Genomic DNA, 21542 nt, shown 5'->3' on the forward strand with positions numbered 1-21542 from the left:
CACGTTAAGGGTCTTGAGCTGATTGGTGTTGCAGTCAAGCTCTTGCAAAGCGGTTAAGCCCGACACGTTAAGGGTCTTGAGCTGATTGCTTTGGCAGTCAAGCTCTTGCAATGCGGTTAAGCCTGACACGTCAAGGGCGGTGAGCTTATTGAACCGGCAGTTAAGCTTTTGCAAGGCGGTACAGCCGTGCACGTGAAGGGCGGTAAGCTCCTTATTGCTTTGGCAGTCAAGCTCTTTCAAAGCAGTTAAGTCCTGCACGTTAAGGGTGGTAAGCTTATTGCCTGTGCAGTTAAGCTTTTGCAATGCGGTTAAGCCGTGCACGTTAAGCTCAGGTATCTGATTGCTTCTGCAGTTAAGCTCTTGCAAATCCTTTAAGCCTTGCACGTCAAGGGCGGTGAGCTGGTTTTTGGCACAGTCAAGCTTTTGCAAGGCAGTGCATCCTGACACGTCAAGGGCAACCAGCGATCTATTGCTAGTGTCTTCTGAGCCTCTACAGTTAAGCTCGGTGAGCTCTCCTATTAGGGCAATTTGTGTTCCCGCCACTTTTGCGGTCAGTGTGGTTTCCGCCTCGTTTGCAAGCTCGGTCTCGTTGCAGCCTTCCACAGTTATGGGCTTGCCGTCAGCTGTCTTTGCCTTCACTTTCACGGTGTTTTTGCCTGCCTCAAGGGTGAGGAGGGCTTTTTTTGGCTCAAAGCTTACGGTGACGGCGGCAGGCTTTGTTACAGTAAGCGTGTATTCTGTGTTTGTGCCTGCTTCGGCGATGGCTGTTCCGTCAAGCGTCCAACCCTTTACACGGTAACCAGTGTCCGGCGTTGCGGTAAAGGTTACGGTTTTGCCGTGCTCGACCTTGTCGCCCGAGTTGATTTCGGTTTCGCCGACCGTTGCTTTAAGCGTACCGCCGACACCACCGTCTACGCCGAAGGTGATTGCATAAACCGGCGCCCACTGTGCGGTGTATGCGGCATTAGCTTTAGGAAAGAGAAACGGTGTAGGCGGTTCGGGAGACCATCCTTTAAAAGCGTAACCCTCTCGTTCGGGAGCGGGTGCGGGTGCGGTCAAGGCTGTTCCGTATTTGCCTGTTTTTATGATATCGGCCGTATTGCCGCTGACATTGCCGCCTGCAAGTTTAAAGGTTACGTTCACCGTATTGCGCTCGTAATAGAGTTCTACGACGGTGCTGCTGTCAGCATTTATCGTACCTTCTGTCTGTACGGTGTTGTTTACTTTGGTAAGCGCAGACTTGTAGGTAAAGCCTGTGTAGTTTTTCGGCGTGTATGCAGCGTTTGTTCCGACCGTACCGTTTAAGTTTTCGGTTTCCGTCGGTTCTGCAGGATAGCCGCCTTCCGCTTTTTCCTGATAGTGTTTTACCGTATACGAAGCTCCGCCTGCAAGAAAGTTTACCTTAACGGTTAGCGCTTTTGTTACGGTGCAGGTATAGGTGTTTGACGTGCTGCCTGTAACAACGGCGCCGTCTGCCTTCCATTCTTTTACCGTATAGCCTGCATCCGGCGTTGCCGTAAAGGTTACGGTTTTACCGTGCTCAACCTTGTTGCCCGAATTGATTTCGCTTCCGTCGACCGTCGCTTTCAGCGTGCCGTTCCCGCCGTCTACACTGAAGTTTACCGCGAACAATTCGGGCGGTAGCTTTTCAAAGCTCACTTTTACGGTTACCGCTTTCTCGATCTTAAGCGGATAGGAGTCGGAGGTATTGTTCTCTACGGCTTTGCCGTCAAGCGTCCAGCCCTTTACCTTGAATCCGGCAGTAGGCGTTGCGGTAAAGGTTACGGTTTTATTCGCTTCTACTTCGTTACCGCTCTTTATTTCTGTTTCACCTATCTTTGCGGTAAGGATACCCCCCCCCCCCCCCGTCTACGTTAAAGGTTACCTTGTACTTGGACGTTGCCGTTTGCACCGTCGGCTGTTTACAAGCGGTAAAAGCCATCGCTGCAAGCGTAAAAAATGCAGCTATGATGAGCGCCGCGGCTCCTCTCAAGGTGTGCGCCTTTTTGCCGATTCTACACTTTGTCATATAAATCTCCTGTCTTTTTAATTTGTAATTGGTAATGTGTAATGTTTAATGTTTAATGTTTAATGGGTAATTGATAATTACCAATTACAAATTACCCATTATTAATTAACAATTATGATAGAAAAAATCTTCTTAATAAAGCAATTTTAATGAAAAAAGAACTCCGGTTGCTTAAAAAGAACCATGGTTACAGTAAAAGATCGTAAGGGCGGACACGGACTGCTGCGGCTGCACCGGAATCGAACCGGGCGCAATGACACCGGTGATCATTTTGATGATCGTCGTTTTTCCCGCTCCGTTCGACCCCAAAAAACCGAAAACCTCTCCGGTTTTCGCCTTAAAAGAGAGGTTATCAACCGCCTTTCCCGCCGACCGGCCATACGTTTTTGAAACATTCCGTATCGTAGGCATCTTGCCACCCTGTACAAATTCTTAATTCTTAATTAAGAATCACCCCCTCTCCCACCATTCGTCAAACATCGCCTTTGCCTCTTCCTGTAAGGCAGGCGTAACGCAGAGTTCCAACTGTTTGAGGTTATCGGCATAGTACATACGGCCGAGTTCCCGTACCGCTTCTCCTATCTCGCTGCCGATAGCGGGATGTTCATTCAAATAAGACAGAAGAATAGTAAAAACCGAAGAGGCGGAACACACCTTTTGCCATGCGGCAAGCTCGGTGATTTCCCTGCGGGACGTTACACCGGTGTTGATGCGATAGTTATAGATAGTATCGGGTATGCCGAAATACGTACCGGCATGTAAGGCGATAAAAAAATAGAGCAACAGGTCTTCCGCCATGGTGCAGTAGGTAAAGGGAATTTCTGTGTATGCTTTTTGAACAAGGGCGGTTTTAAAGAGCTTTCCGCATACAAAGCCGCTGTATCCGTTTTCAACAATAAACGCACGAAGGATTTTGTTGCCGGTCAAAATGCCCTCGTACACGTTTTGAGCCTTCTTATTAAAGGCTTCGATCCGCGCTTCGGGCTCCCCTTCCGTACCGAATACGGCAATACTACCATGTATAATATCCGCACCGGACGCACAGGCTGCATCGTACAAGATACGGAGTGCATCGGGCGGGAGCTCATCGTCGGGGTCGACAAAGATGAGGTGTTCGCCCGATACCGCATTTGTTGCCGTACGCCGCGCTTCAAGCGTCCCGAGGTTTTTGCTATGTTCCAAAAATACGAGCGGCAGTCCCCGCTCTTTAAACTGCTTGGCGTACGTTTTAATGATGCACCTGAGTTCTTTTGCGCCGGGACTGCCGTCGTTTACAATGACAGTTTCAAAAAGCGGCGCAGAGTCCTGCTGCAACACGCTGTCTAAAAACCGCCCGACAAGCCCCTCCGTCCCGTAAAGGGGAACACAGAGGCTTACGAGCGGCTTTTGCCGTGTCGCATGCCGAGAGCGTGCAGCACGAAGAATAAAGCTCATCGTACGGTTTAGTTCCAGAAAAAACCGGAACTGGTAAGAGTTTTAGAAAATGTACCGCCCGATTCTTTGTCCTCTCCGAATACCATGTCTTTTAAATTGAATTCCACAATCCTGTCACTATTGTCCCCATTCATGCTGTTGACTCCATCACCCCATGCGCTATCCGAAGCGATGATGCACTTGATCCGTTCTTGTTCATCGTATTTTACGGCAATAAAGCGGTAAAAGCCGTAGCCGATTCCAGCTCCAGCTGGTTTTTCTTTTGTAACTAAAGGCTCGTTAGGCAATGCCTCCTTCGTATCACCGATTCCATACAGTTTACTGCTGTGTTTAAAGACATCCGTAAAATACCTACCAATATACAGTTTCCATTCCCGATGCAGCTTTGATGAAATACCGTACAACTTACCGTTACCTATCTGCAAACCGTTAATTGTCTCTTGATATTGATGACAGGGAGTATTAGGCTCATGATTCAGATCCAGAGAGGGGGCAGGGATCGGAATCGGCGGATTTGCCGTATTGGTATACGAAACGGCATTATCGACAAGCGTAATTTCACTATCGTGACCTCCATCTGCTTTTTTGTATTTTTGTACCTTCAGCCGGTATTTATCAATTGTACCGTCCTTGTATTTTTCTTGTACGGCAACAAATAACCCGTCCTTGTTTGCGGCAAGCGCGGTAACTTCTTCACGACTTGTCGGTACTGTGATGCTGTAAGCAGTATCAGACTCGGCACTCGTAAAACTTTCATGACTGGTGTGCCCCCATTTAAACCTTTTTACGGTGTGCGGACTACTATTGGTATCTGTATAATACAAATAGTTTTTCCCGTCGGAAATATCCGCCGCAATCGCAGAAATAGTATGGGGTGTGTTTAAGTCCAAATTTTGAACCGAAATAGTATCGTACGAACCGTCTTCTTTCAGTGCAAAACGTCTAACCTTGTAAGCTGAACTGTCTTTCCACAGTATATACAGATTACCGTCTTGGTCATAGCAGAAAACATCGGTAGGTTTATTCGAAGAGTCGGCTTCAAAAAGTTGATTCGCTTCGGACACGTCGGAAAATTTTTCCTTTCCCGTCTCGCTTATCCAATAATTCATACCACCATTGGAGCCTTTTTCCCACAACAGTATTTTCGTGTTGGGCTTCTTGTATTCAAACTCTGCGTACCATGTCGCATTCGTATCGCTGAAGGTCAGGTTGCCCTCTTTGCGGTTAAACGCTGCAATGCGGTTCTTATTACCGCTGACTCGCCAGTTTTCGTTGAGATATTCGATATTTGCACCGTCGTCGGCAATGTAGATGTTCTCTTCATCGCTGCCGATAAAACCAATCGGATTGGAAAAATACCGTGCATTAAAAGCGATGGCGTTTTCAGTTGAAGCGACCGGATTAAGCCCCACCTTGGTTTTCTCGGTAAGCGCACTGCCGGAATATGTATAATGGACAAGCTGCCCTTGTGCATACATCTTTCCGTTACGCAATTCTTGCTCTTTAAGCAGGCAGTACACCCCATCCTCGTCAGCAAATAGACCGATACACTTGGTGCTATTATTGCCAAAAGAAGGAGCTGTGCGAAGCTTTTGAAGCGGCTTCGTATCCATTTTTGTCAGCGCCAATACAGGCCCCGACAGGTCAGCCTTACAAGCCATCACATGAAGGGGTTCGGAGCCTGTCTTTGTTACCGCTAAGTACACTATACCATTATATGCTGCAACAGCATGGATATCAGATACGGCAGAATCAATCCGTGCTATAGAATCAGGAAGTAAAGGAACAAAACTGTTTTCTTTATTAGTGTAATAAATTTTCCATCCCAATGATGTTCTTGCCACAAGGAACAACGTATCCGTTTTTGTATCAACCGCAATATCAGTACAGTGGAGAACAGCCGTTAACAATGCTGCGCCGGGAAATGAAGTATCTTCCTTCCCCTCTACATCAAAGCGTTTAAAATGACGAACGGAAAATCTATCTTGATAAAAAAGGTATAGTCTGCCGATACTATCCCGTGCAGTAAGCGGTTTTGCGCTGTTATTGATCAGAATTCCGTCGAGCAGTTTTTTACCGTTTTTCATGCTTAAGGACACGATATTACTCCCCGAAGTGTGTGTCCCCGTAATAGAGAACAGCAGATTGGCAACATCTTTCGGCGCTTTGGAAAGCTTTACGGCAACGGTATTGGTTCCTGCCGTAACGGTGTGCTCTTTTGTACCGCGCCATTCGCCTGCATCGGCTTTTACAACAACCTTTATATTGATCTTCTTTCCGATATCAAGCGTCAATGTAATCGGCGTTGCCCCCGAAGCTTTCTTCAGCTCAGTTCCGTCCTCGCCGGTAACGGTGATAGTAGTATTAGATCCATCAAAAACAGGCATTCCCTCGGCATTCACGGCTCGGCTTGCTCCATTATCGATGACAATCCTTACCGTGCCGGTACCCTGTCCGGCTGTCAGACTCTGGTTACAGGCCGTAAAGATAATGCCCAGCGCTGCAAACAGAATACTTACAGAGATTAAACGCAGTGTTTTCATATCCTTCCTCCTTAGTAACTATCAGCTATGCTGATGAGGGATGGCAAAAAAGTAACCACCTTTTGAGACATCCCCATTCCCTACAAACAAGAGTCCCAATTCATTCACTATCTTGTTAACCAATCACATTTTACCGGTTTATTCAAATGCAGTATAGGGCATCTTTGCTGAAAATTCGATTTTGCCGAAGGGAGTAACTAATTCATAATTATGGATTAATGCGTTTACCCAGCGGTTATGTTAGATGAGGGATAAAAGCCAATCTTTTAGTTCTTGCACTGACGAGCATTCGAGTATCGGCTTATCGGCCGTTTGCTGGTTATATTCAAAACGGTGAGGTACCGAAGGATATATCCCTGTTGCCGTTCTTACCATTTCGGAATGGAAAGCGGGGTGGCTTATTTCAGGTATAATCGTAATACAGGAATGCACGGCAGAATCATCGGATAGCCAGCCGGGCAACGACCCGCTATGCAAACAAAAATTTTCGATAGTTTCCGCTATTGCAGTTTCCGTAAAACCGTTCCGCACCGCCCCCCAAGCATACCACACAGCCGCAACATCGGGACTGACAACATACCCCGTCCGTTCTTTACAGTCTCTCATCGCTTCTACAATAGAATCTTGATTTAATCGGAACAAAGCAATTTCCGGTATGCATTCCTCCGTATTGCCCTGTGTATACAGCATTTTCACGCGGGTGCATTCTTCTTCGTAATCTATCTGCGGATCATTGCAGAAAAAGTCGGCCGTTGCTATAAAACCGTTTATCGGCGCACCCATTTTCTTTGCGAGCACGGCAGCGCTGACGGCATTCGGCTGCTTCAACGGAGTACCGATAATAAGCTGAGGCTGTTCAATATTGTTATCATAACCGGCTCGCGAAAGTACCGTCAATACGGCATACAGACAGCAGCAAACTTGCGATAATAAATAAGTTGTCTGAGCCGGATGAGGAATAAACAGTTCCATAGAACCGCTCATATCAGCATCTTCGGTTATTTCCGCGATGATTGCCTTGCAGTCATCCAAAGAACCATTGACATTAAAGATATGAATATTTTCCGGAAGCGAAATAAATTGCTGTTTTATCATATCCTGAACATCATCTTTCGGATATAAAAAAGTAGCATGAATATCTTCAAACTCGGAAAATGCTTTTGCAAGCGAAAGTGTTTCCAGCTCGCTGCCGGCAAAAAGAATATGCATCGGGAGCTCGCTGTGCCGGCAGAAATAGTCGATGAGCAGTGCAGTAAACCTCGCCCCAAAATCGGCATAGGAGCCGCCGTCTCCGTGTGTAAGCTCAACGATATAAGTACGCGGGTCAATGGGAAATACCGGCACCTTGAAAGGGAAAGCACGTGCAATAAGGGTATATAAATCGGATTCGGAAATAGCATCCTGCAAGAATGAGCGGAACACTTCAAATGCAACATCACGAAATGACGGCGGAGGATCTTTATATATCAGCGAATCGGGTAAGGACGGTATCTGTTGCGGAATATAATATCCCCCCTCCGTACCGTTTACTCTCAGAACCTTTTCTAAGGGAATGCATACGGACGGATCATGCACATTATAAAAAGGTATAGACGATTGCATATCTATTTATAGCATAGATATACGGCGCATTCAATTATATACTGCATATTTTTTCTTATTTTTCCTGCCAAAAGGGCTGCTCGTGCGCTATATATCATGTATGACTGTAAATCAAAATATGAAGGAAAAACCGAATATACGGGAACGTCTTTTAAAGTATGGGGCGGAAAAGCTGAGCGATGTCGATTTGCTTGCCGTTCTCCTGCATACCGGTATTGCGAATAAGCCGGTAACAAAACTGGCGGAAGAAATTATCCGGCATATCGATACTCGCAAAGCGGAAAGCATTGAAGCGGCATTACAGACCGTTAACGGAATAGGAGAAGCAAAGCTGTCAACTATTCTTGCGGCATTCGAGCTTGGAAGGCGGTATTACGGTGTTGGGGGTGAAAAAATCCGCCACCCGTGTGATATTGTCCCCTTCTTGCGGCACTATTCGGTTCGTAAGCAAGAGCAGTTTATCTGCACCTCGCTAAACGGCGCACACGAAATTTCGGCAATCCGCGTAGTGTCGGTCGGGACGCTGACGCATACGCTCGTTCATCCGCGAGAGGTATTTGCCGACCCGCTTGCCGACAGAGCCGCCGCAGTTATTATTGCGCATAACCATCCGTCCGGCAGTTTGGAACCGTCGGCAGAGGACTTAACGCTTACGAGGAGACTTTATCAGGCAGGTAATCTTTTGGGAATTGAGGTGTTGGATCATATCATTCTGTCGCCGAACGGCGAGTATCTGAGTTTTATTGAATCCGGCTTTCCGCTCGGGTAATCGCATCAGATGAATTTTTGAATATCCCCGCAAAATAAAGAGACTATTCGCCCAGAGTTGAACCTCTTCGCGGTTCAAATGGTCTCATAGTCTTTTTATTTTGCGATTCTGATGTATAATTATCTGATACGATTACCCTTTCTATAAAAAAATGCAGGGAATTTTAAGAAAAATTTCCTGCAAAAGGAAGGTAATCGCACAAAGTTTTGTTGAAACAGGCCCTATCCATTTTTGAAAAACTACGCAATTTGCTTAGCGGCGTAAAAAGTTACGGAAAGTATATGCGGGATAGCGTTCCTTATCGGTAGAGTAAAACCAGCCTTTTATCGCTTCAAAAGCGGCCGGTTGTAAGTACGGAAGGGAAGCATCCGATATTGCCTGCTTTAAGAATAGGTCGAGCCAGCCGAGTATCAAAAAGCGGTAGCGCATATAGAGTTCGCCGTTGAACCAGCCTGAAAGGATATTTCCCGAACCGTCGAGCGAACCGCTGTGGCCGCTGTCTTTAACGGATAAAAAAGCCGCCGGGGCGGAAGTATTGCAGTTTCGGTAAAATTCAAAGGTTTTTTCGGGATAGGCTACCTGATCATTGCTGCCGGTAAAAATAAGAACCGGTGTTTGCAGCGTTGCAAGATCGGTTCCGAGCACTTCATTTTTACCGGCGACTAATTCTATAAGAAAAGGAGCACGGTTATAGGGATTCAGCGCTATAACGGCACTGATATCGGAACGCCCTTTTGCAAAGTGCAGTGCGGCCGTTCCTCCCATAGAGTGTCCGATTACGGCTGTTTTGCTTATTTCGATACGGTTAAACAAAAGGCTTGAGGCATTTTCGTTTGCTTTCTTTAAAAGTGAATACGCCGCTTCAAATGATGCAATAAAGTCTTCAGGGTAATCTTTCTTCTTTGCCGAAAGAATTGCCGTAACATAGCCTTGAGAGGCAAGATAACGGGCTAAGCTTGCATTCGGTTTTTTTGAAACTTTCCATCCATGGCAGATAATAACAAGCGGGTACGTTCCTTCAAGCACGGGATAAAATACCGTGAGCGGAGCGTCGAAAATAGCTTTATCGGTTAATTCAGGCGCGGCAAAAGTTTGATTGAGTTCATAGTCATATATGTGATTATATTTTTCAAAAGATTCAGGATTCAATACGGCAACTTCATATTCAACTAAGGCGTTAACGCTTTGTGCATACGGTACGGCGGCGCCGATTAACAGAAACGGTAAAACAAGAAAGAAAAATTTACACTGTAGACATGACGTCTTTTTATATATTTTCATAAAAGCTGAGAGGCAAGCAATTCATTGTACGGACGCACTTCGATAGCCGATCGCGGAATCTCCAACGCGGCAAGCAGCGTATCGAAAATAATCCGGGCATTGCGGATGTGCCGTTCCGAAGCGGCGGTATCGGAGTTTTCGTCAGGGTATAGAACCTCAATTTCCAAAAAATATCCAAGCGGATGTATGACGGAAAGTTCCGCCGACACTGAACGGGCGTCTTCGAGTATGTCCGCTGTGAACAAACTTGAGTGCGGAAGAAAGACTTTCGTATCCTTTTGTTTTTCCGCTGTGCGGATCATGCCGAGGCTTTCGAGCATTTCGATAAATACCGGTACGGACGATACCGGAAGTTCAAATTCAAGTTCGCGGTTGGTCTCTATCGTTCCGGCATACTGTTTCTGCTTATGCGTTACCCAAACCGTTTCTTTGCCGGCAACGAGCTCTCGCCGTACCCGTACCGTTTTTTCGCCGAGCGTCCAGTACCGATCGGACTTAACACAGCGGAACGAAAAATCCGCAATACGGGCTAGGCGCACCTCGGTTTTTTCGGGGTGCTCAAGATGCGCCTTTAATTCAATTTCGTGCATTAAACGGATAGAGCCTTATGCTTGGACACCGTTTTTGATCGTGCGGGCGAGTTCAGCGCCCCGTCCTTCAAGCAGCCGGAGATCGGCGTCAAGCAGCTTTCCTTGCCATTCATACTGCTCCAGTTGATTCCATTTCAGGTTGGCTATTTTCTGCTCGTATTCCTTCTTTGCGCCGCCCGACCATCCCCAGTTTCCGATGCGCAGTACCGTTTTATCGGTGATGTGTTTGCGTTCAAACAAATCCAACACGTAGGCCATCGGCGGGAACATCTTATATTCATACGTCGGCATTGCGAGTACCAGCCCCGCAGCCTTGTACGCATCACCCAGTATATAGGATACATCCGTGTCGGGAATATCGTGGATGGTATAAGGTACTTGTTCCGATTCAATTCCTTTGATGACGGCATCGAGCCCCTGTTTTGTATATCCGTACATGGAACCCCAGATAATGCAGATTTCTTTTTCGCATCCGCCGCCGGTATTATAACCTGCAAATCGTTTATAAAGAGAAAAAATCCGTTGTACATCGGAGCGCCAGATAAGGCCGTGACTCGGTGCAATACATCGGATGTCCAGCGAGGCGAGTTTATCCAAGGCTTTTACGACAAAGGTGCTGAAACTTGCAACGATATTGGAATAATAGCGCAATGCTTCGGCTTCGTAAAACTTGAGCGATTCTTCCGAATGCTGATCGTCAAAGATTTTTTCGCCGATAGCGCCGTAAGAGCCGAATGCATCGCAGGAAAAGAGCACTTTACCGGCAGGATTATACGTCATCATCGTTTCAGGCCAGTGTACGTTCGGCGTTTCGTAGAATTGAAGAATCTGTCCGCCGCCGAGGTCAAGGCTATCGCCCGTTTTAACCGCATGAAGATTCCCGTGTACTTTAAAAAATTTCTCGACCATCGCAAGTCCTTTTGAAGTGCTAATGACTTCCGCTTGCGGATTACAGGAATGAACATACTCGATTAAATCGCAGTGATCCGGCTCCAAGTGATTCAGGATAAGATAATCGATGTCTTTGAATGAAAGCCCGATGGACTCCAGCTGCTCAGTGTAGCTTTTTAAAGAGCCGTCCCAATCGCGGACAATGTCAATCAAAGCGGTTTTTTCGCCTTTTACGATGTATGAATTAATGCTTACCCCTTGAGGCAGCAGCCACAGGCCTTCAAATCGGCTGGTACGTGCACAAATATCCGCATGGATACAATACACCCCCGCACTTATTTCTTGTGCTTTCATAGAGTCCTCCACATTATGTGATTTATGTGATATCAGTACCGGCCGGCACCGGCGTTTCAGGCTTTAACAGAACGCAGATCGATGAATCCGGAGATTCCGCACAGAGCAGCATACCTTCGGAGATATGCCCGCGCATTTTAGCCGGTTTGAGGTTTGCAAGTACGATAATTTCCTTACCGACCAATTCTTCGGCAGTATAATAGTCGACTAAACTCGAAACGATTTGACGCGGCTTTTCTTCGCCGAGGTCAACCTGTAAAATGTAGAGTTTTTCCGCATTTTCAGCTTTTACACATTCCAAAACTTTGCCGGTTTTCAGCTGCAGTTTTGCAAAATCATCATAGGTAATTATTTCAGTTGTTTTCTCATTCATACTGTTTAGTATATGAGAAAGTGATAAAAACTGCAAGCGCCGGCATTTTGTGTACGGTGTACGGTACAAGAAAATGGCCGGCGAAAAAGTTTCCGAGTTCTAATAGAAAATTATGAGTTATGCATTCTTAATTATGAATTATCAATACGTCCACTTTTCGGTTGCGCTTGACTTTTCAATCATGCTCTTATACAGCGCAGATTTTTGCAGTAGTTCCGCGTGCGTACCTTCCGCATCGAGTTTGCCGTTATTCATCACGATTATTTTGTCGGCGTTTTCAACGGACTTGAGGCGATGCGAAATGATGATAACGGTTTTGCCTTTTATGAGCGTGTTGAGACTTTCCTGAATTTTCATTTCGTTTTCGACATCGAGCGATGCGCTGATTTCATCAAGGATGATAATCGGCGCATCTTTTAAAAGAGCGCGGGCAATGGAAAGCCGCTGCCGTTCTCCGCCTGAAAGTTTACCGCCGTTTTCTCCGATGACCGTGTTGTAGCCGTCGGGCAGCGCTTCGATAAACTCGGTACAGTTTGCAAGACGAGCAACTTCTTTTACTTGATCGTCGCTTGCATTTTTATTTCCGACTCTGATGTTTTCCATAATCGATGTATTGAAAAGTCCGACATCTTGGAAGACAATCGAAATTTTATCGAAGAGACTGTCGGTATCGATCTTTGCTATATCTTTGCCGTCGATGAGAATGCGCCCCTTGTCGTAATCGTAAAGGCGTGATGCAAGCCGAAGCACGGTTGTTTTTCCGCAACCGGACGGACCGACAAGCGCGGTAACGTGATTTTGTTCCGCCGTAAACGAAATCCCGTCGATCACTTTTTGCCTGCCGTTATACGAAAATGCAACATTTTCAAATTGAATACCGTAATGCTGCAAAGAAGCGGGCTCGCCTTCCTGCGTTTCCGTTTCGCGCAGTTCGTTTATCCGTTTGACACGCGCATCGATATACATCATCTCCGCAAGGTTCGCCTCAACACCTGCAACAGCATCAACAATACGGGCTGCAGCAATGATATAGCCGATAAAATACAGGAGCGAAGCGGTTCCTGCCAAATACATTTTTAAACCGAAGAATACGGTAACGCCGATGGAAAATTTCAACAGCAACAGCGCAACGTTAAGCGGAATAGCTTGATGAGCTTCCACACTCAAATGCAGTTTTTCCGCTTCGTCGACATTGCGGTTCAGCTTCGCCGCCGTGGATTCCGTAAGACCGTAGCTTTTTATTTCCTGCTGTAACTCGATTGCCTCTTGGAAAAATTCCGTGCGCTCGCGCTGTTTGTGAAAGTCCCGCGTGGTTTCCCGCACTTGGATTTTTTTTGAGAGAATGAGCAGAATAAAACTGATAAAGATCGGTACGAATACGCACAATCCCAATCCCGGATGAGCAATAATCATTATCGCACCGATGATAATCAGATAAATAACCAGCCCTATCGTTTGCGGAATTGCATGACTAATGGCATGTTCAATAGTCGCGACGTCGGTCATTACCGTTTGCGATAAATCGGAAACATCGTGCTTTGAAAAATAAGCAAGCGGCAGCGCTTTAAGTCGATCGGCAATGTTGACACGCAGTTCTTTGCATTCTTTAAATGTCGCCGTGTATAGCGTATTGTAATTGGTATGCACAAGCACATACATCACAACCGCAAGAGCCGCAATAATACCGATATAAAATCCCGCCGAACGCAGCGTTCCGTCAAAGTATCCTTGCAAAAAGAACATCGTTAAAAACATCGGCAAAATAAACGCCACATCCGCAAGCATCGACCATATCGACGCCGTAACGATGCCCTTTGCTCCCGATTCGGTTACCCCAAACCATTTTTGTAATCTATTCATATCAAACTCTCCACTCATTCGCTTTTGAATATAGTCGTTGTAGATGACTGTATTTTCCGCCTTTTTGCATAAGCTCGGCATCGCTGCCGCGTTCGGCGATGTTTCCGTCTTCGACCACGAGAATTTCGTCGACGTTTCTAATCGAGCTCAGGCGGTGCGCAATCATAATAACCGTTTTGTTTTTCATCAAATTGGAAAACGCTTGCTGAATTTCGTATTCGTTTTCGGGGTCGGCAGCGGCGGACGCTTCATCCAAAATAACGATGTCCGCATTTTTCAGAATGGCGCGGGCGATTGCAACGCGCTGAATTTCTCCGCCGGATAGGTGCGCGCCCTTTGAACCGATAACCGTTTTTTCACGTTCGGGGAATTTTGCCAAAATATCTTCGCAGCGTGCAAGCCGGAGCGCAGTCATTACTTCTTCATCGCTTGCATTCTTGTTTCCCATTTTGACGTTTTCAAAAATACTTGTTTTAAAGAGCTTCGATGTTTGGAATACAAAGGCAATATGGTGCATCAGCGCATTCTTTGAATATGATGAAATATTTTTCCCGCCGATTAAAATCTCACCCGAATTTATTTTGTAAAAACCGGAAATCAATTTTGCAATGGTTGACTTTCCGCCTCCCGATGAGCCGACCAGCGCATACGTTTTATTCGGTTCAAGTTTAAAGCTGACATCCTTTAAAATTTTTTCTTCCGTGTACCCAAACGAAACGTTTTTAAATTCAATACCGAAGTTGTCAAACGTTTCTTCCGTACCGTGTTCAAGATTATCTTTTTCCATTTCCGCAAAAAGATTTTCGAGTTTGTCTACCACGCTTTTTGCCTGAAAGTTATACATACCGACATACATAACGCGCATAAATGCCGAAAACAGTATGCCTGCAATACAAACAAAAAAGATGATCTTTGCAATGATGAGATTTCCATCCGCACCCTTGTTCATAAGATACACTGCAACCGGAATGGTGAACACCGAAAAGAGATTAAACAGCACTTGGAACAGCACATACGGTGTCCGGCAGCTGAGCGTGTATTTGTACGCCAAATCGGAATAGCCGGTAATCGCTTCGTAAAATGCTTTAAAGGATTCAACCGTGCTTTTAAAGATTTTTACAATCTGCATTCCGCGCACATATTCCACCGCTTCTGCGTTCATCCGTTCCAGCGCCGCTTGGTACTTCCGCATAAAGTCTTTATTGCCCATCATAAACATCATCTGCACACCGCCGATGACGGCGACGGCGACCAGCAAGAGACCAAGCTTTACATCGACCGCAAATACGATGATAAACATAAAAATCGGCGTAAAGAGCGCGGAAATATTGTCGGGAATTAAGTGAGCAATCAGCATGTGCGTTTCCTGCGCATTATCGTCGATGAGCTTCCGGATTTTTCCCGACGGGTTCATATCGAAAAAAGCAAACGAAGCGTTCATCAAATGTTTGATTGCCGTTTTGCGTAAATTCGATTCGAGCCGGAACCCGAGTACGTGCGATGCCCACAAGGCGCAGAAGTAGACGACCGAATAGCCCGCTAAAAGTGAAACAATCACCGTCGCATACATCGAACCGTCCGTCACGCTTTTGGTAACCAAAAGCGCGTACAAAAACTTCCACAAGAACCAAAACGCGCCCATCTGCGAAGCAACTCCCAGCACGGCGCACACCACCGAAATATACGCGCAATACATTTTCTCCGGCGTATATTTTAACAATCTTTTATATGTATCCATAGATAACAATGTTATGAAAAAGAAGGAAAAATGTCAAGCATGGGTAACTACTATGCGGAATATTCATAATGTGTAATTGATAATTAGTTATCACACTACATATTAGGACTTACCCGTTAAACCATATCAATTACTTCACCGCTTTATCTTTAAGCCCTTAAAATAGTCTTCGTCCTTTTCATAGATAAAACACCGCGCCGTATCCAAATTTTTTATCCGTAGCGGTTTTTGAACGGGATAATGCCGCGCGAGGATATGCAGCATGACCGTCATCTGAAATGCGTGACCGACAATAACGACATTTTTATTGTGCATTCGTGCAATCAGATCGGCAACTTCATGCTCAACCGTCTGCTTTGTTCTCTTCTGCTGCGGATGATTGCAAAACCACTGCACCCGACCCCAGAAGAGCCATCGCCGGAGTGCAATCTCTTTATCGGAATCCCTGTACGGATATATCGGTATTTCAGAAAGCTCCGGTAGCTGTATCGGCGTGTTATCGGGAAAGAGCATTGCTGCCGTTTCAATGCTCCTTTTCAATGGACTGGTATAGAGCTCAAACTGCTCCGGTAGCGCATCTCTGATACGCCGAATTTCCAAATCGGTTATCCGCTCTATCGGAGCTTGATCGTACGCAGCCTGAGCCGCAGCAAATCCGGAGGCTGTATATTTCTTTTCCCAATTAAAAAGCACTTTTGCATGCCGTATCAAAATAAGCATAAGAAACACACCTCATCAATTACTCTACGCAACATCCATAGTACCATACATTACACGCGGACGTCTATAAAAAATGAGAGCAGTTTTTCGCGGGCTGCGGCGGTGTTCAGTGCATAGGTTTCTTGTACCGTGCCTGATAAGCTTATCGGATGGGCATCCCTTAAACGAAAGTTCAAACAGGGAGAAATGCACAACATCCAAACCAGCTGTAACAGAGCTGCCTTCGAGCGTTCTTTCATAATAATGCGGGATGAGCCCATTGATAGCCTGCGTTACCGTTGTTTTTCCGCAGCCGGACGCGCCGCAAAGCAGCACAAAAAAGCCGCGCTCTATCGTCATGGAGTTCTGCTCTTTGCCGTTACATGTGGAACATCGATACGCAACACCGTAATCGATTTTGTCATCTGTTCGGATATGTCAAAATCTCTACCTGTCTGTGTTTTCATCAAGAGCTGCAAGCCGAATATTTTTTCAGCAACATCTTCAACAACAACAACCGTGCCGTCGCCCATAACGCTTGCATATTCGGATCCGTACTTACACGGAATGTCACCGCCGGAAATAATTGCAGCTTCAGTTTCGAGTTCGATAAAAACACGCGGATTCTTTTTGATAATATCGAGTTTCCGCCCTTCCTTTGCACAATGCACATACAAGGTCAGCTGTCCATCGGCAAAGACAAAACCGTACTGCATCGGCACTACATACGGGCGGCTCCCGTCAACCATACCAATATGCACAACCTTTGCCTGTTCTATAATCGATTGTATTTGCCGGTTATCCGTTACTTCTCTATCCGTTCTTCGCATCGATAAATCTCCTAATCATATCAAAATTCTTTACGTATTCTTGTTCCAAGTTTTTTTTTCCAATCGCCATTGAGGCGGTTTTCCATCGTCGCCCCAATACTCATCCAGTGAAATTATTTTATCGTCTTTCAGTTTTATAAACGACACTACGTGAAACGAATCGGTTTTATCGGTACTGTACACGTTGACGGCTGTATCCTGTATGTTCATAGTTTTACCTCCTTCAGCGTTTTGTTTATAAACAATACAACGGCTTCTTCGAGCTGTGCGATGCCCGGCTGTTCAATCGGAAAATGGCCTGCGTTTTTAAGTGTGCACAGTTCTTTTGTACTCCCTATGCGGTCGAAAAAAAGGCGGCTTATCCGTTCGGGCGTCCAACGGTCTTTTTCGGGATGACAAAGCAAAAGCGGAAGCTCGAATGCTTCAGGTTCTGCGGCAGGAACGCTTTCCATCATCGAACATAAAAAACCGAGGTATACGGAAGATCCTGCACCCCTTTTATCCTGCAGCAGCAAAGACAGTACCCGTCCGTCGTTGACGATTGCGTTCATATTCGTTACCGCCTTTACGGGGATTTTTAAGCGCCTCATCTGTTTCGGCATAAAACGCAAAAGCGGCAGGGCAAAGCGGGCATGCAGCTTGTTCTTTGCCGAATATTCCCGCACCGGCTTTAAGCGATTATCCAACAGGGTGGTAACGATGACGCCGGACACACCTTGAACCGAGCAAGCGATGTTGTATGCGAGCATACCGCCTGCGCTCAAACCCAGCACAAAAAGCTTTTCGCAGCGCTGCAGCTCCTGCCTCACGATATGAATGCCCGTATCGATCCATGTTTTATAAGACGGCACGCCCTCGTATTCGGTATAGCCGTACCCCGGCAAATCAGGACAAATAACCTTATAGCCGCGCCGTGCCAATGGAACCGCTATAAACGACAGAAGCCGCCCGTTCCCTCCTACGCCGTGAAACAGCACAAGCGTAACACCGTTGCCGTTCCATTCGTTGTATACGTCGATATGAATATTCGCCCCGCCGAATACATTGAACGTTTCTGACGGCGCACATGAAGCGCTTATTCTGTTGCGTTCGGGCAAAAACGCTTGAAGCTTTTTCCATGTTTCATCGTTCGCATACATGTTCATAATTATTAATTATTTCACCTATCAATCTGTTCTATCCAATACTGTTTCCAACCAGCACAATGATAGATATTAAAATCGAGCGCATATTCTACAGCTTCCGATTTTTTTAAATCATGATAAAAAATTTCTTTTAAATTTTCAAAATGTGCAGATACCATGACATGAACAAAAAAACTTCTCCGGCGCGAAATCGTCACATTATCATATTCCAATAAACGGATCGTATCGTGCTCGACAAGATCGATAGCTTTATCAAAAATGTGTTCATAAGAACTTCCTTTAGAACAACAAACAATCAGCTTCATAGCCACCCAGTTATCATAAAAGAAATCTACCATTCTTAAAAAGCGCAGCCGCGATACTTCCGTAATTGCAGAAAGTTCACCGGTTTTCATACCGATATCCTTTTCTTTAAAAACATCAGTGTGCGTTATGAGACCTAAAAATTCATCAAATACATTTCCGATAAGGGCATCAAACAAGCCTTCCTTGTTTTTAAAAAGGTGATACAGTGCGCCCGTCGTTACGCCTGCACGTTCTGCAATAGTGCGGACATTAGCATCCGAAAAGCCTTTATCAAAAAACTCCTGCTGTGCCGTACACAAAATCCTTCCGCGCGTATTCAATTCTTCCGCATCGATTACAATCTTTTCTTGCATACCCGTTATACCTGTTTATTCCGTTACGCGGGGTATATGAGGAAGATATCGGCTTGCCATTTGCAGCTGATAGTTAATTACCACTTTACAATACAAAATCGAGGAGATATACGCATTACAAGTTAAAAAGATAATTTGCACTAATGACGGCGGCGTATATTGCGGATTATCAACAATGGAAAAGCCGATATAAAAAGCGGGAATATACAACATAAGAAAAAAGGGCAGAACAACAACAAGATTTTTCCGAAAGATAGCTTTGCTTTCCGCAATAATAAGTTTCATCTTCATGCTCTCTTTTTTATAAACCAAAATTGTCGGTACAAATACTAATCGACTAAACCAATATAAAAGAAAAATAAAAACCAAACCTTTTCCTATCAAATCCGTAATAGAGAATATGGAAGATGCGCCCGACTGCAGTGAAGTGAAAATAATCATAACCGCAGTAACCGGTATCGTTATGATCATCAACTGAATAAAATAAATAAAATAGAGATGCAGAATTACCGTAAAAATAGAATTAAAAACAACATTTCCTATCTGTTGCTTTATATATGCCCGCTGAAAATACACAATAGCAGCTGTTTGAAAAACTGATACAGCAAGTGTTACGAGATACAAAAACGAGTTAACCGCTTTGTTTGAACTGTTAAACAGGGATACCAGATTTGAAATGACCGCTAAACCTATATACACAAGGGTATAGTTAATAAAAGGCTTTCTCAGAAGCTTCATATCAGAGATAACGGATTGAATAATACCTATGAGCTGTTTCATTCTTATATTCCTTTTTATGAACGCTACTTTACCGCAAACGCTTAAGCTGCCCGTATGATAATCGATATTCAGTGTTATTACAATGAGATAATAAATTTTCCGGTTAATTAACCGTTACTTAACAGGAAAAATAAGCATTCCCCTCACCTGCCCTGCATAAGGTTAAAAAGCTTTTCAAACATATCTTTTGCGGTTCTGCCGTACCGTACGTCAAGCCGCTCCAGTACCGAATGAACGGCTCCCCTCCCCTGCGTTTCCGCGTCGGCAATCGAACCGCTTGCACTCAATAACGCAATCGCTTTTTCCACCGCAGGGCTCTCAATACCCTCCCGCTGCGCCTGCTCAAAATAGGCGGTAAGCGCCGCGGCATCTTCAGGATGTTTTTCGATATGCAGTATCACGGGCAGGCTTTTTTTCCCTTCCACAATATCGTCGCCGCGTTTTTTTCCGGCATTGCCGGCACTGATGTTCTTTGCATCGTCGAGTATCTGAAAGCCGACGCCGGCAGCTTCAAAAAGAGACGCAAAGGCTGCGCTTTCTTCATGAGCTTTTCCCGCAGCGCGCATACCGGTATAGGCCGCAAGCGCGGCGAGCGCCCCCGTCTTTAAACGGATCATCCGCTCATAGTCCTTCCGCGAAGGGAAAAAACCGGCAGTCCGGTGCCAATGAATGTCGAGCGCCTGCCCTTCATGCAGGGCACGGATATGCGTAAGCGCCGCGGCATATAAATCGAGTTTTATGTTTGCAGGCGCCCGATATGCTTCGAGCGAGCCCAATGCCTGAAAATAGAGCCAGCTGCCGGAATTAAGCGCCGAATCAAGCCCATAAGCAACATGGGCGGCAGGCTGCCCGCGGCGCAGTTCGGAATTATCTTCTATATCATCATGAATAAGGCTTGCCGTATGGATTCCTTCGATAAGCGGAGTAAGCGTGTATATTTCCTCTCCGCTGCCGCCCGCAAGCTGATAGGCAAGTACCGCAAGCAGCGGCCGCCAACGTTTTCCGCCGCCTGCAACCAATGAGGCGCACGGAGCGGATAACAGCGCAATCGGATTGAGCTCCGAAGCGGCATTCGGCATATCGGGTAAAAAGGCGGAGTGCAGCGCACATTCAATTTTTGCAAGCCGTTGCGTAAATTCATCATTCATACTACTATTATAGCCAATATTTTATTGATAGAGAACTACTCTAGCAAAGTGCAAAGGCATCGAATAGTTTCTAAATATAGCCCGCAGAATAATGGAGGCTGTTCAACCAGAGTTTCGCCGCTTTGCGGCTCAAATGGTCGCCCAACCTCCATTATTCTGCGATATTGCTTTACTCTTTCGATACCTTTGCACTTTTTGGGGTAAAAAAAGGAATAGATGGGAAATCAGTATCGGGAACCCGACTATTGGTCGCGCAAGGCTTTTTCGGAAGGCTATCCCGCGCGGTCGGTCTATAAATTGGAAGAAATGCAAAAAAAATTTAACCTATTCGGAAAAACCGATAGTGTGCTCGATCTCGGTGCGGCGCCGGGAAGTTGGACAACGTTTTTGCTTCGGTTCCTCTCTCCGGAAGGGCGCGTATGCGCAGTGGACTTGCAGCCGCTTTCAGAATCGATACGGGATCCGCGGCTTTCGTTCTTCCAAGGAGACCTTACCGGCGCGGACATGGCTGCTGCGGTAAAAAGCTGCGGCCCCTATCGCTCCGTTATCTGCGATGCCGCCCCCGCGACCACCGGCAACAAAACCGTCGATACCGCCCGTTCCGCCTCCCTTGTCGAAATGGCGCTTTACTATGCCGAAACGCAGCTGGAAGCTCACGGCAACTTCGCCGTCAAGATTTTTCAGGGCGGCAGCGAACAGCAGTATTTGCAGCAGATGCGGAAGCTGTTTAAAAGCGCCCGCGCCTTTAAACCGGAAGCATGCCGCAGCAGCAGCTTTGAAACCTACCTCCTCGGCTTAGACTTTAAAGGCTGAGGGT

22 protein-coding genes are annotated in these 21542 nt (G+C 45.9%); 2 read left to right on the forward strand and 20 right to left on the reverse strand.

All coding sequences use genetic code 11. The annotated features are described in order from the left end of the window. The 6 genes from HMPREF1222_RS12895 to HMPREF1222_RS02235 form a co-directional block, all read right to left on the reverse strand. On the reverse strand, window positions 1-1851 hold a 1851-nt coding region (locus HMPREF1222_RS12895), incomplete at its 3' end, for an InlB B-repeat-containing protein (protein ID WP_483368392.1). Further along, on the reverse strand, window positions 1829-2029 hold the full coding sequence (locus tag HMPREF1222_RS02215; RefSeq protein ID WP_016518024.1) for a hypothetical protein: 201 nt from the start codon (window positions 2027-2029) through the stop codon (window positions 1829-1831). The genes HMPREF1222_RS12895 and HMPREF1222_RS02215, both read right to left, overlap by 23 nt. Before the next feature lie 171 nt (window positions 2030-2200). Next, window positions 2201-2440: an ATP-binding cassette domain-containing protein gene (locus tag HMPREF1222_RS02220; RefSeq protein ID WP_016518025.1), complete on the reverse strand. Its 240-nt coding sequence runs from the start codon at window positions 2438-2440 to the stop codon at window positions 2201-2203. A 39-nt stretch (window positions 2441-2479) separates the two neighbouring features. Beyond that, a complete protein-coding gene (locus HMPREF1222_RS02225) occupies window positions 2480-3463 on the reverse strand; it encodes a glycosyltransferase family 2 protein (protein ID WP_016518026.1) in 984 nt (327 codons plus the stop codon). Between the two features lie 8 nt (window positions 3464-3471). Continuing rightward, the gene (locus HMPREF1222_RS02230; RefSeq protein WP_016518027.1) at window positions 3472-6006 is read right to left on the reverse strand and encodes a hypothetical protein; all 2535 of its coding nucleotides are present in this window, start codon (window positions 6004-6006) and stop codon (window positions 3472-3474) included. Between the two features lie 240 nt (window positions 6007-6246). After that, on the reverse strand, window positions 6247-7608 hold the full coding sequence (locus HMPREF1222_RS02235) for a PALP domain-containing protein (RefSeq protein WP_016518028.1): 1362 nt from the start codon (window positions 7606-7608) through the stop codon (window positions 6247-6249). A gap of 100 nt (window positions 7609-7708) precedes the next feature. Between HMPREF1222_RS02235 and radC the strand changes: the two genes are divergently transcribed. Continuing rightward, on the forward strand, window positions 7709-8377 hold the full coding sequence (gene radC, locus HMPREF1222_RS02240; protein ID WP_038076428.1) for a RadC family protein: 669 nt from the start codon (window positions 7709-7711) through the stop codon (window positions 8375-8377). Between the two features lie 252 nt (window positions 8378-8629). On the opposite strand, the gene HMPREF1222_RS02245 is transcribed toward radC, so the two are convergent. From HMPREF1222_RS02245 to HMPREF1222_RS02310, 14 genes are all read right to left on the reverse strand, one after another. Further along, a complete protein-coding gene (locus HMPREF1222_RS02245) occupies window positions 8630-9658 on the reverse strand; it encodes a poly(ethylene terephthalate) hydrolase family protein (protein WP_016518030.1) in 1029 nt (342 codons plus the stop codon). Further along, the gene (locus tag HMPREF1222_RS02250) at window positions 9655-10248 is read right to left on the reverse strand and encodes a hypothetical protein (protein WP_016518031.1); all 594 of its coding nucleotides are present in this window, start codon (window positions 10246-10248) and stop codon (window positions 9655-9657) included. The genes HMPREF1222_RS02245 and HMPREF1222_RS02250 overlap by 4 nt, the downstream gene beginning before the upstream one ends. 15 nt (window positions 10249-10263) lie before the next feature. Continuing rightward, the gene (locus HMPREF1222_RS02255; protein ID WP_016518032.1) at window positions 10264-11493 is read right to left on the reverse strand and encodes an FprA family A-type flavoprotein; all 1230 of its coding nucleotides are present in this window, start codon (window positions 11491-11493) and stop codon (window positions 10264-10266) included. Between the two features lie 22 nt (window positions 11494-11515). Further along, complete coding sequence (metG, locus tag HMPREF1222_RS02260) at window positions 11516-11866, reverse strand: methionine--tRNA ligase subunit beta (protein WP_016518033.1); 351 nt, start codon at window positions 11864-11866, stop codon at window positions 11516-11518. A gap of 141 nt (window positions 11867-12007) precedes the next feature. Further along, window positions 12008-13726 (reverse strand): ABC transporter ATP-binding protein, encoded by a 1719-nt coding sequence (locus tag HMPREF1222_RS02265; protein WP_016518034.1) that lies wholly within the window; start codon window positions 13724-13726, stop codon window positions 12008-12010. Window position 13727: 1 nt separating this feature from the next. After that, entirely contained in the window at window positions 13728-15464 is a 1737-nt protein-coding gene (locus tag HMPREF1222_RS02270) for an ABC transporter ATP-binding protein (protein WP_016518035.1), read from the reverse strand. Window positions 15465-15599: 135 nt separating this feature from the next. Next, entirely contained in the window at window positions 15600-16184 is a 585-nt protein-coding gene (locus tag HMPREF1222_RS02275; protein ID WP_016518036.1) for a phosphoglycerate mutase family protein, read from the reverse strand. Window positions 16185-16208: 24 nt separating this feature from the next. Continuing rightward, window positions 16209-16523: an ATP-binding cassette domain-containing protein gene (locus HMPREF1222_RS02280; RefSeq protein ID WP_016518037.1), complete on the reverse strand. Its 315-nt coding sequence runs from the start codon at window positions 16521-16523 to the stop codon at window positions 16209-16211. Next, on the reverse strand, window positions 16520-16993 hold the full coding sequence (locus HMPREF1222_RS02285) for a pyridoxamine 5'-phosphate oxidase family protein (RefSeq protein WP_016518038.1): 474 nt from the start codon (window positions 16991-16993) through the stop codon (window positions 16520-16522). Before HMPREF1222_RS02285 ends, HMPREF1222_RS02280 begins: the two co-directional genes overlap by 4 nt. Before the next feature lie 30 nt (window positions 16994-17023). Next, window positions 17024-17203: a hypothetical protein gene (locus tag HMPREF1222_RS02290; RefSeq protein WP_006187568.1), complete on the reverse strand. Its 180-nt coding sequence runs from the start codon at window positions 17201-17203 to the stop codon at window positions 17024-17026. Beyond that, window positions 17200-18138 carry an alpha/beta fold hydrolase gene (locus tag HMPREF1222_RS02295; protein ID WP_016518039.1) on the reverse strand — a complete coding sequence of 313 codons (939 nt, stop codon included), beginning with the start codon at window positions 18136-18138 and terminating at the stop codon, window positions 17200-17202. The genes HMPREF1222_RS02290 and HMPREF1222_RS02295 overlap by 4 nt, the downstream gene beginning before the upstream one ends. A gap of 14 nt (window positions 18139-18152) precedes the next feature. Continuing rightward, complete coding sequence (locus HMPREF1222_RS02300; RefSeq protein WP_006187566.1) at window positions 18153-18797, reverse strand: TetR/AcrR family transcriptional regulator; 645 nt, start codon at window positions 18795-18797, stop codon at window positions 18153-18155. 15 nt (window positions 18798-18812) lie between these two features. Beyond that, on the reverse strand, window positions 18813-19577 hold the full coding sequence (locus HMPREF1222_RS02305) for a hypothetical protein (protein ID WP_016518040.1): 765 nt from the start codon (window positions 19575-19577) through the stop codon (window positions 18813-18815). Window positions 19578-19720: 143 nt separating this feature from the next. After that, complete coding sequence (locus HMPREF1222_RS02310) at window positions 19721-20725, reverse strand: polyprenyl synthetase family protein (protein WP_016518041.1); 1005 nt, start codon at window positions 20723-20725, stop codon at window positions 19721-19723. 216 nt (window positions 20726-20941) lie between these two features. Here HMPREF1222_RS02310 and HMPREF1222_RS02315 point away from each other — a divergent pair, with 216 nt between their 5' ends. Beyond that, window positions 20942-21538, forward strand: a complete 597-nt coding sequence (locus tag HMPREF1222_RS02315; protein WP_016518042.1) for an SAM-dependent methyltransferase — start codon at window positions 20942-20944, stop codon at window positions 21536-21538. The last annotated feature ends 4 nt before the right edge of the window (window positions 21539-21542 follow it).

The organism is Treponema vincentii F0403 (assembly GCF_000412995.1).
In the GTDB taxonomy this organism is placed as follows: Bacteria; Spirochaetota; Spirochaetia; order Treponematales; family Treponemataceae; genus Treponema; species Treponema vincentii.

Excerpts from the sequence above, each read along its gene's own strand:
- HMPREF1222_RS02215 (WP_016518024.1), bottom strand. The coding sequence starts at position 2,029 with ATGACAAAGTGTAGAATCGGCAAAAAGGCGCACACCTTGAGAGGAGCC.
- HMPREF1222_RS02220 (WP_016518025.1), bottom strand. The coding sequence starts at position 2,440 with ATGCCTACGATACGGAATGTTTCAAAAACGTATGGCCGGTCGGCGGGA.
- HMPREF1222_RS02225 (WP_016518026.1), bottom strand. The coding sequence starts at position 3,463 with ATGAGCTTTATTCTTCGTGCTGCACGCTCTCGGCATGCGACACGGCAA.
- HMPREF1222_RS02230 (WP_016518027.1), bottom strand. The coding sequence starts at position 6,006 with ATGAAAACACTGCGTTTAATCTCTGTAAGTATTCTGTTTGCAGCGCTG.
- HMPREF1222_RS02235 (WP_016518028.1), bottom strand. The coding sequence starts at position 7,608 with ATGCAATCGTCTATACCTTTTTATAATGTGCATGATCCGTCCGTATGC.
- radC (WP_038076428.1), top strand. The coding sequence starts at position 7,709 with ATGACTGTAAATCAAAATATGAAGGAAAAACCGAATATACGGGAACGT.
- HMPREF1222_RS02245 (WP_016518030.1), bottom strand. The coding sequence starts at position 9,658 with ATGAAAATATATAAAAAGACGTCATGTCTACAGTGTAAATTTTTCTTT.
- HMPREF1222_RS02250 (WP_016518031.1), bottom strand. The coding sequence starts at position 10,248 with ATGCACGAAATTGAATTAAAGGCGCATCTTGAGCACCCCGAAAAAACC.
- HMPREF1222_RS02255 (WP_016518032.1), bottom strand. The coding sequence starts at position 11,493 with ATGAAAGCACAAGAAATAAGTGCGGGGGTGTATTGTATCCATGCGGAT.
- metG (WP_016518033.1), bottom strand. The coding sequence starts at position 11,866 with ATGAATGAGAAAACAACTGAAATAATTACCTATGATGATTTTGCAAAA.
- HMPREF1222_RS02265 (WP_016518034.1), bottom strand. The coding sequence starts at position 13,726 with ATGAATAGATTACAAAAATGGTTTGGGGTAACCGAATCGGGAGCAAAG.
- HMPREF1222_RS02270 (WP_016518035.1), bottom strand. The coding sequence starts at position 15,464 with ATGGATACATATAAAAGATTGTTAAAATATACGCCGGAGAAAATGTAT.
- HMPREF1222_RS02275 (WP_016518036.1), bottom strand. The coding sequence starts at position 16,184 with ATGCTTATTTTGATACGGCATGCAAAAGTGCTTTTTAATTGGGAAAAG.
- HMPREF1222_RS02280 (WP_016518037.1), bottom strand. The coding sequence starts at position 16,523 with ATGACGATAGAGCGCGGCTTTTTTGTGCTGCTTTGCGGCGCGTCCGGC.
- HMPREF1222_RS02285 (WP_016518038.1), bottom strand. The coding sequence starts at position 16,993 with ATGCGAAGAACGGATAGAGAAGTAACGGATAACCGGCAAATACAATCG.
- HMPREF1222_RS02290 (WP_006187568.1), bottom strand. The coding sequence starts at position 17,203 with ATGAACATACAGGATACAGCCGTCAACGTGTACAGTACCGATAAAACC.
- HMPREF1222_RS02295 (WP_016518039.1), bottom strand. The coding sequence starts at position 18,138 with ATGAACATGTATGCGAACGATGAAACATGGAAAAAGCTTCAAGCGTTT.
- HMPREF1222_RS02300 (WP_006187566.1), bottom strand. The coding sequence starts at position 18,797 with ATGCAAGAAAAGATTGTAATCGATGCGGAAGAATTGAATACGCGCGGA.
- HMPREF1222_RS02305 (WP_016518040.1), bottom strand. The coding sequence starts at position 19,577 with ATGAAACAGCTCATAGGTATTATTCAATCCGTTATCTCTGATATGAAG.
- HMPREF1222_RS02310 (WP_016518041.1), bottom strand. The coding sequence starts at position 20,725 with ATGAATGATGAATTTACGCAACGGCTTGCAAAAATTGAATGTGCGCTG.
- HMPREF1222_RS02315 (WP_016518042.1), top strand. The coding sequence starts at position 20,942 with ATGGGAAATCAGTATCGGGAACCCGACTATTGGTCGCGCAAGGCTTTT.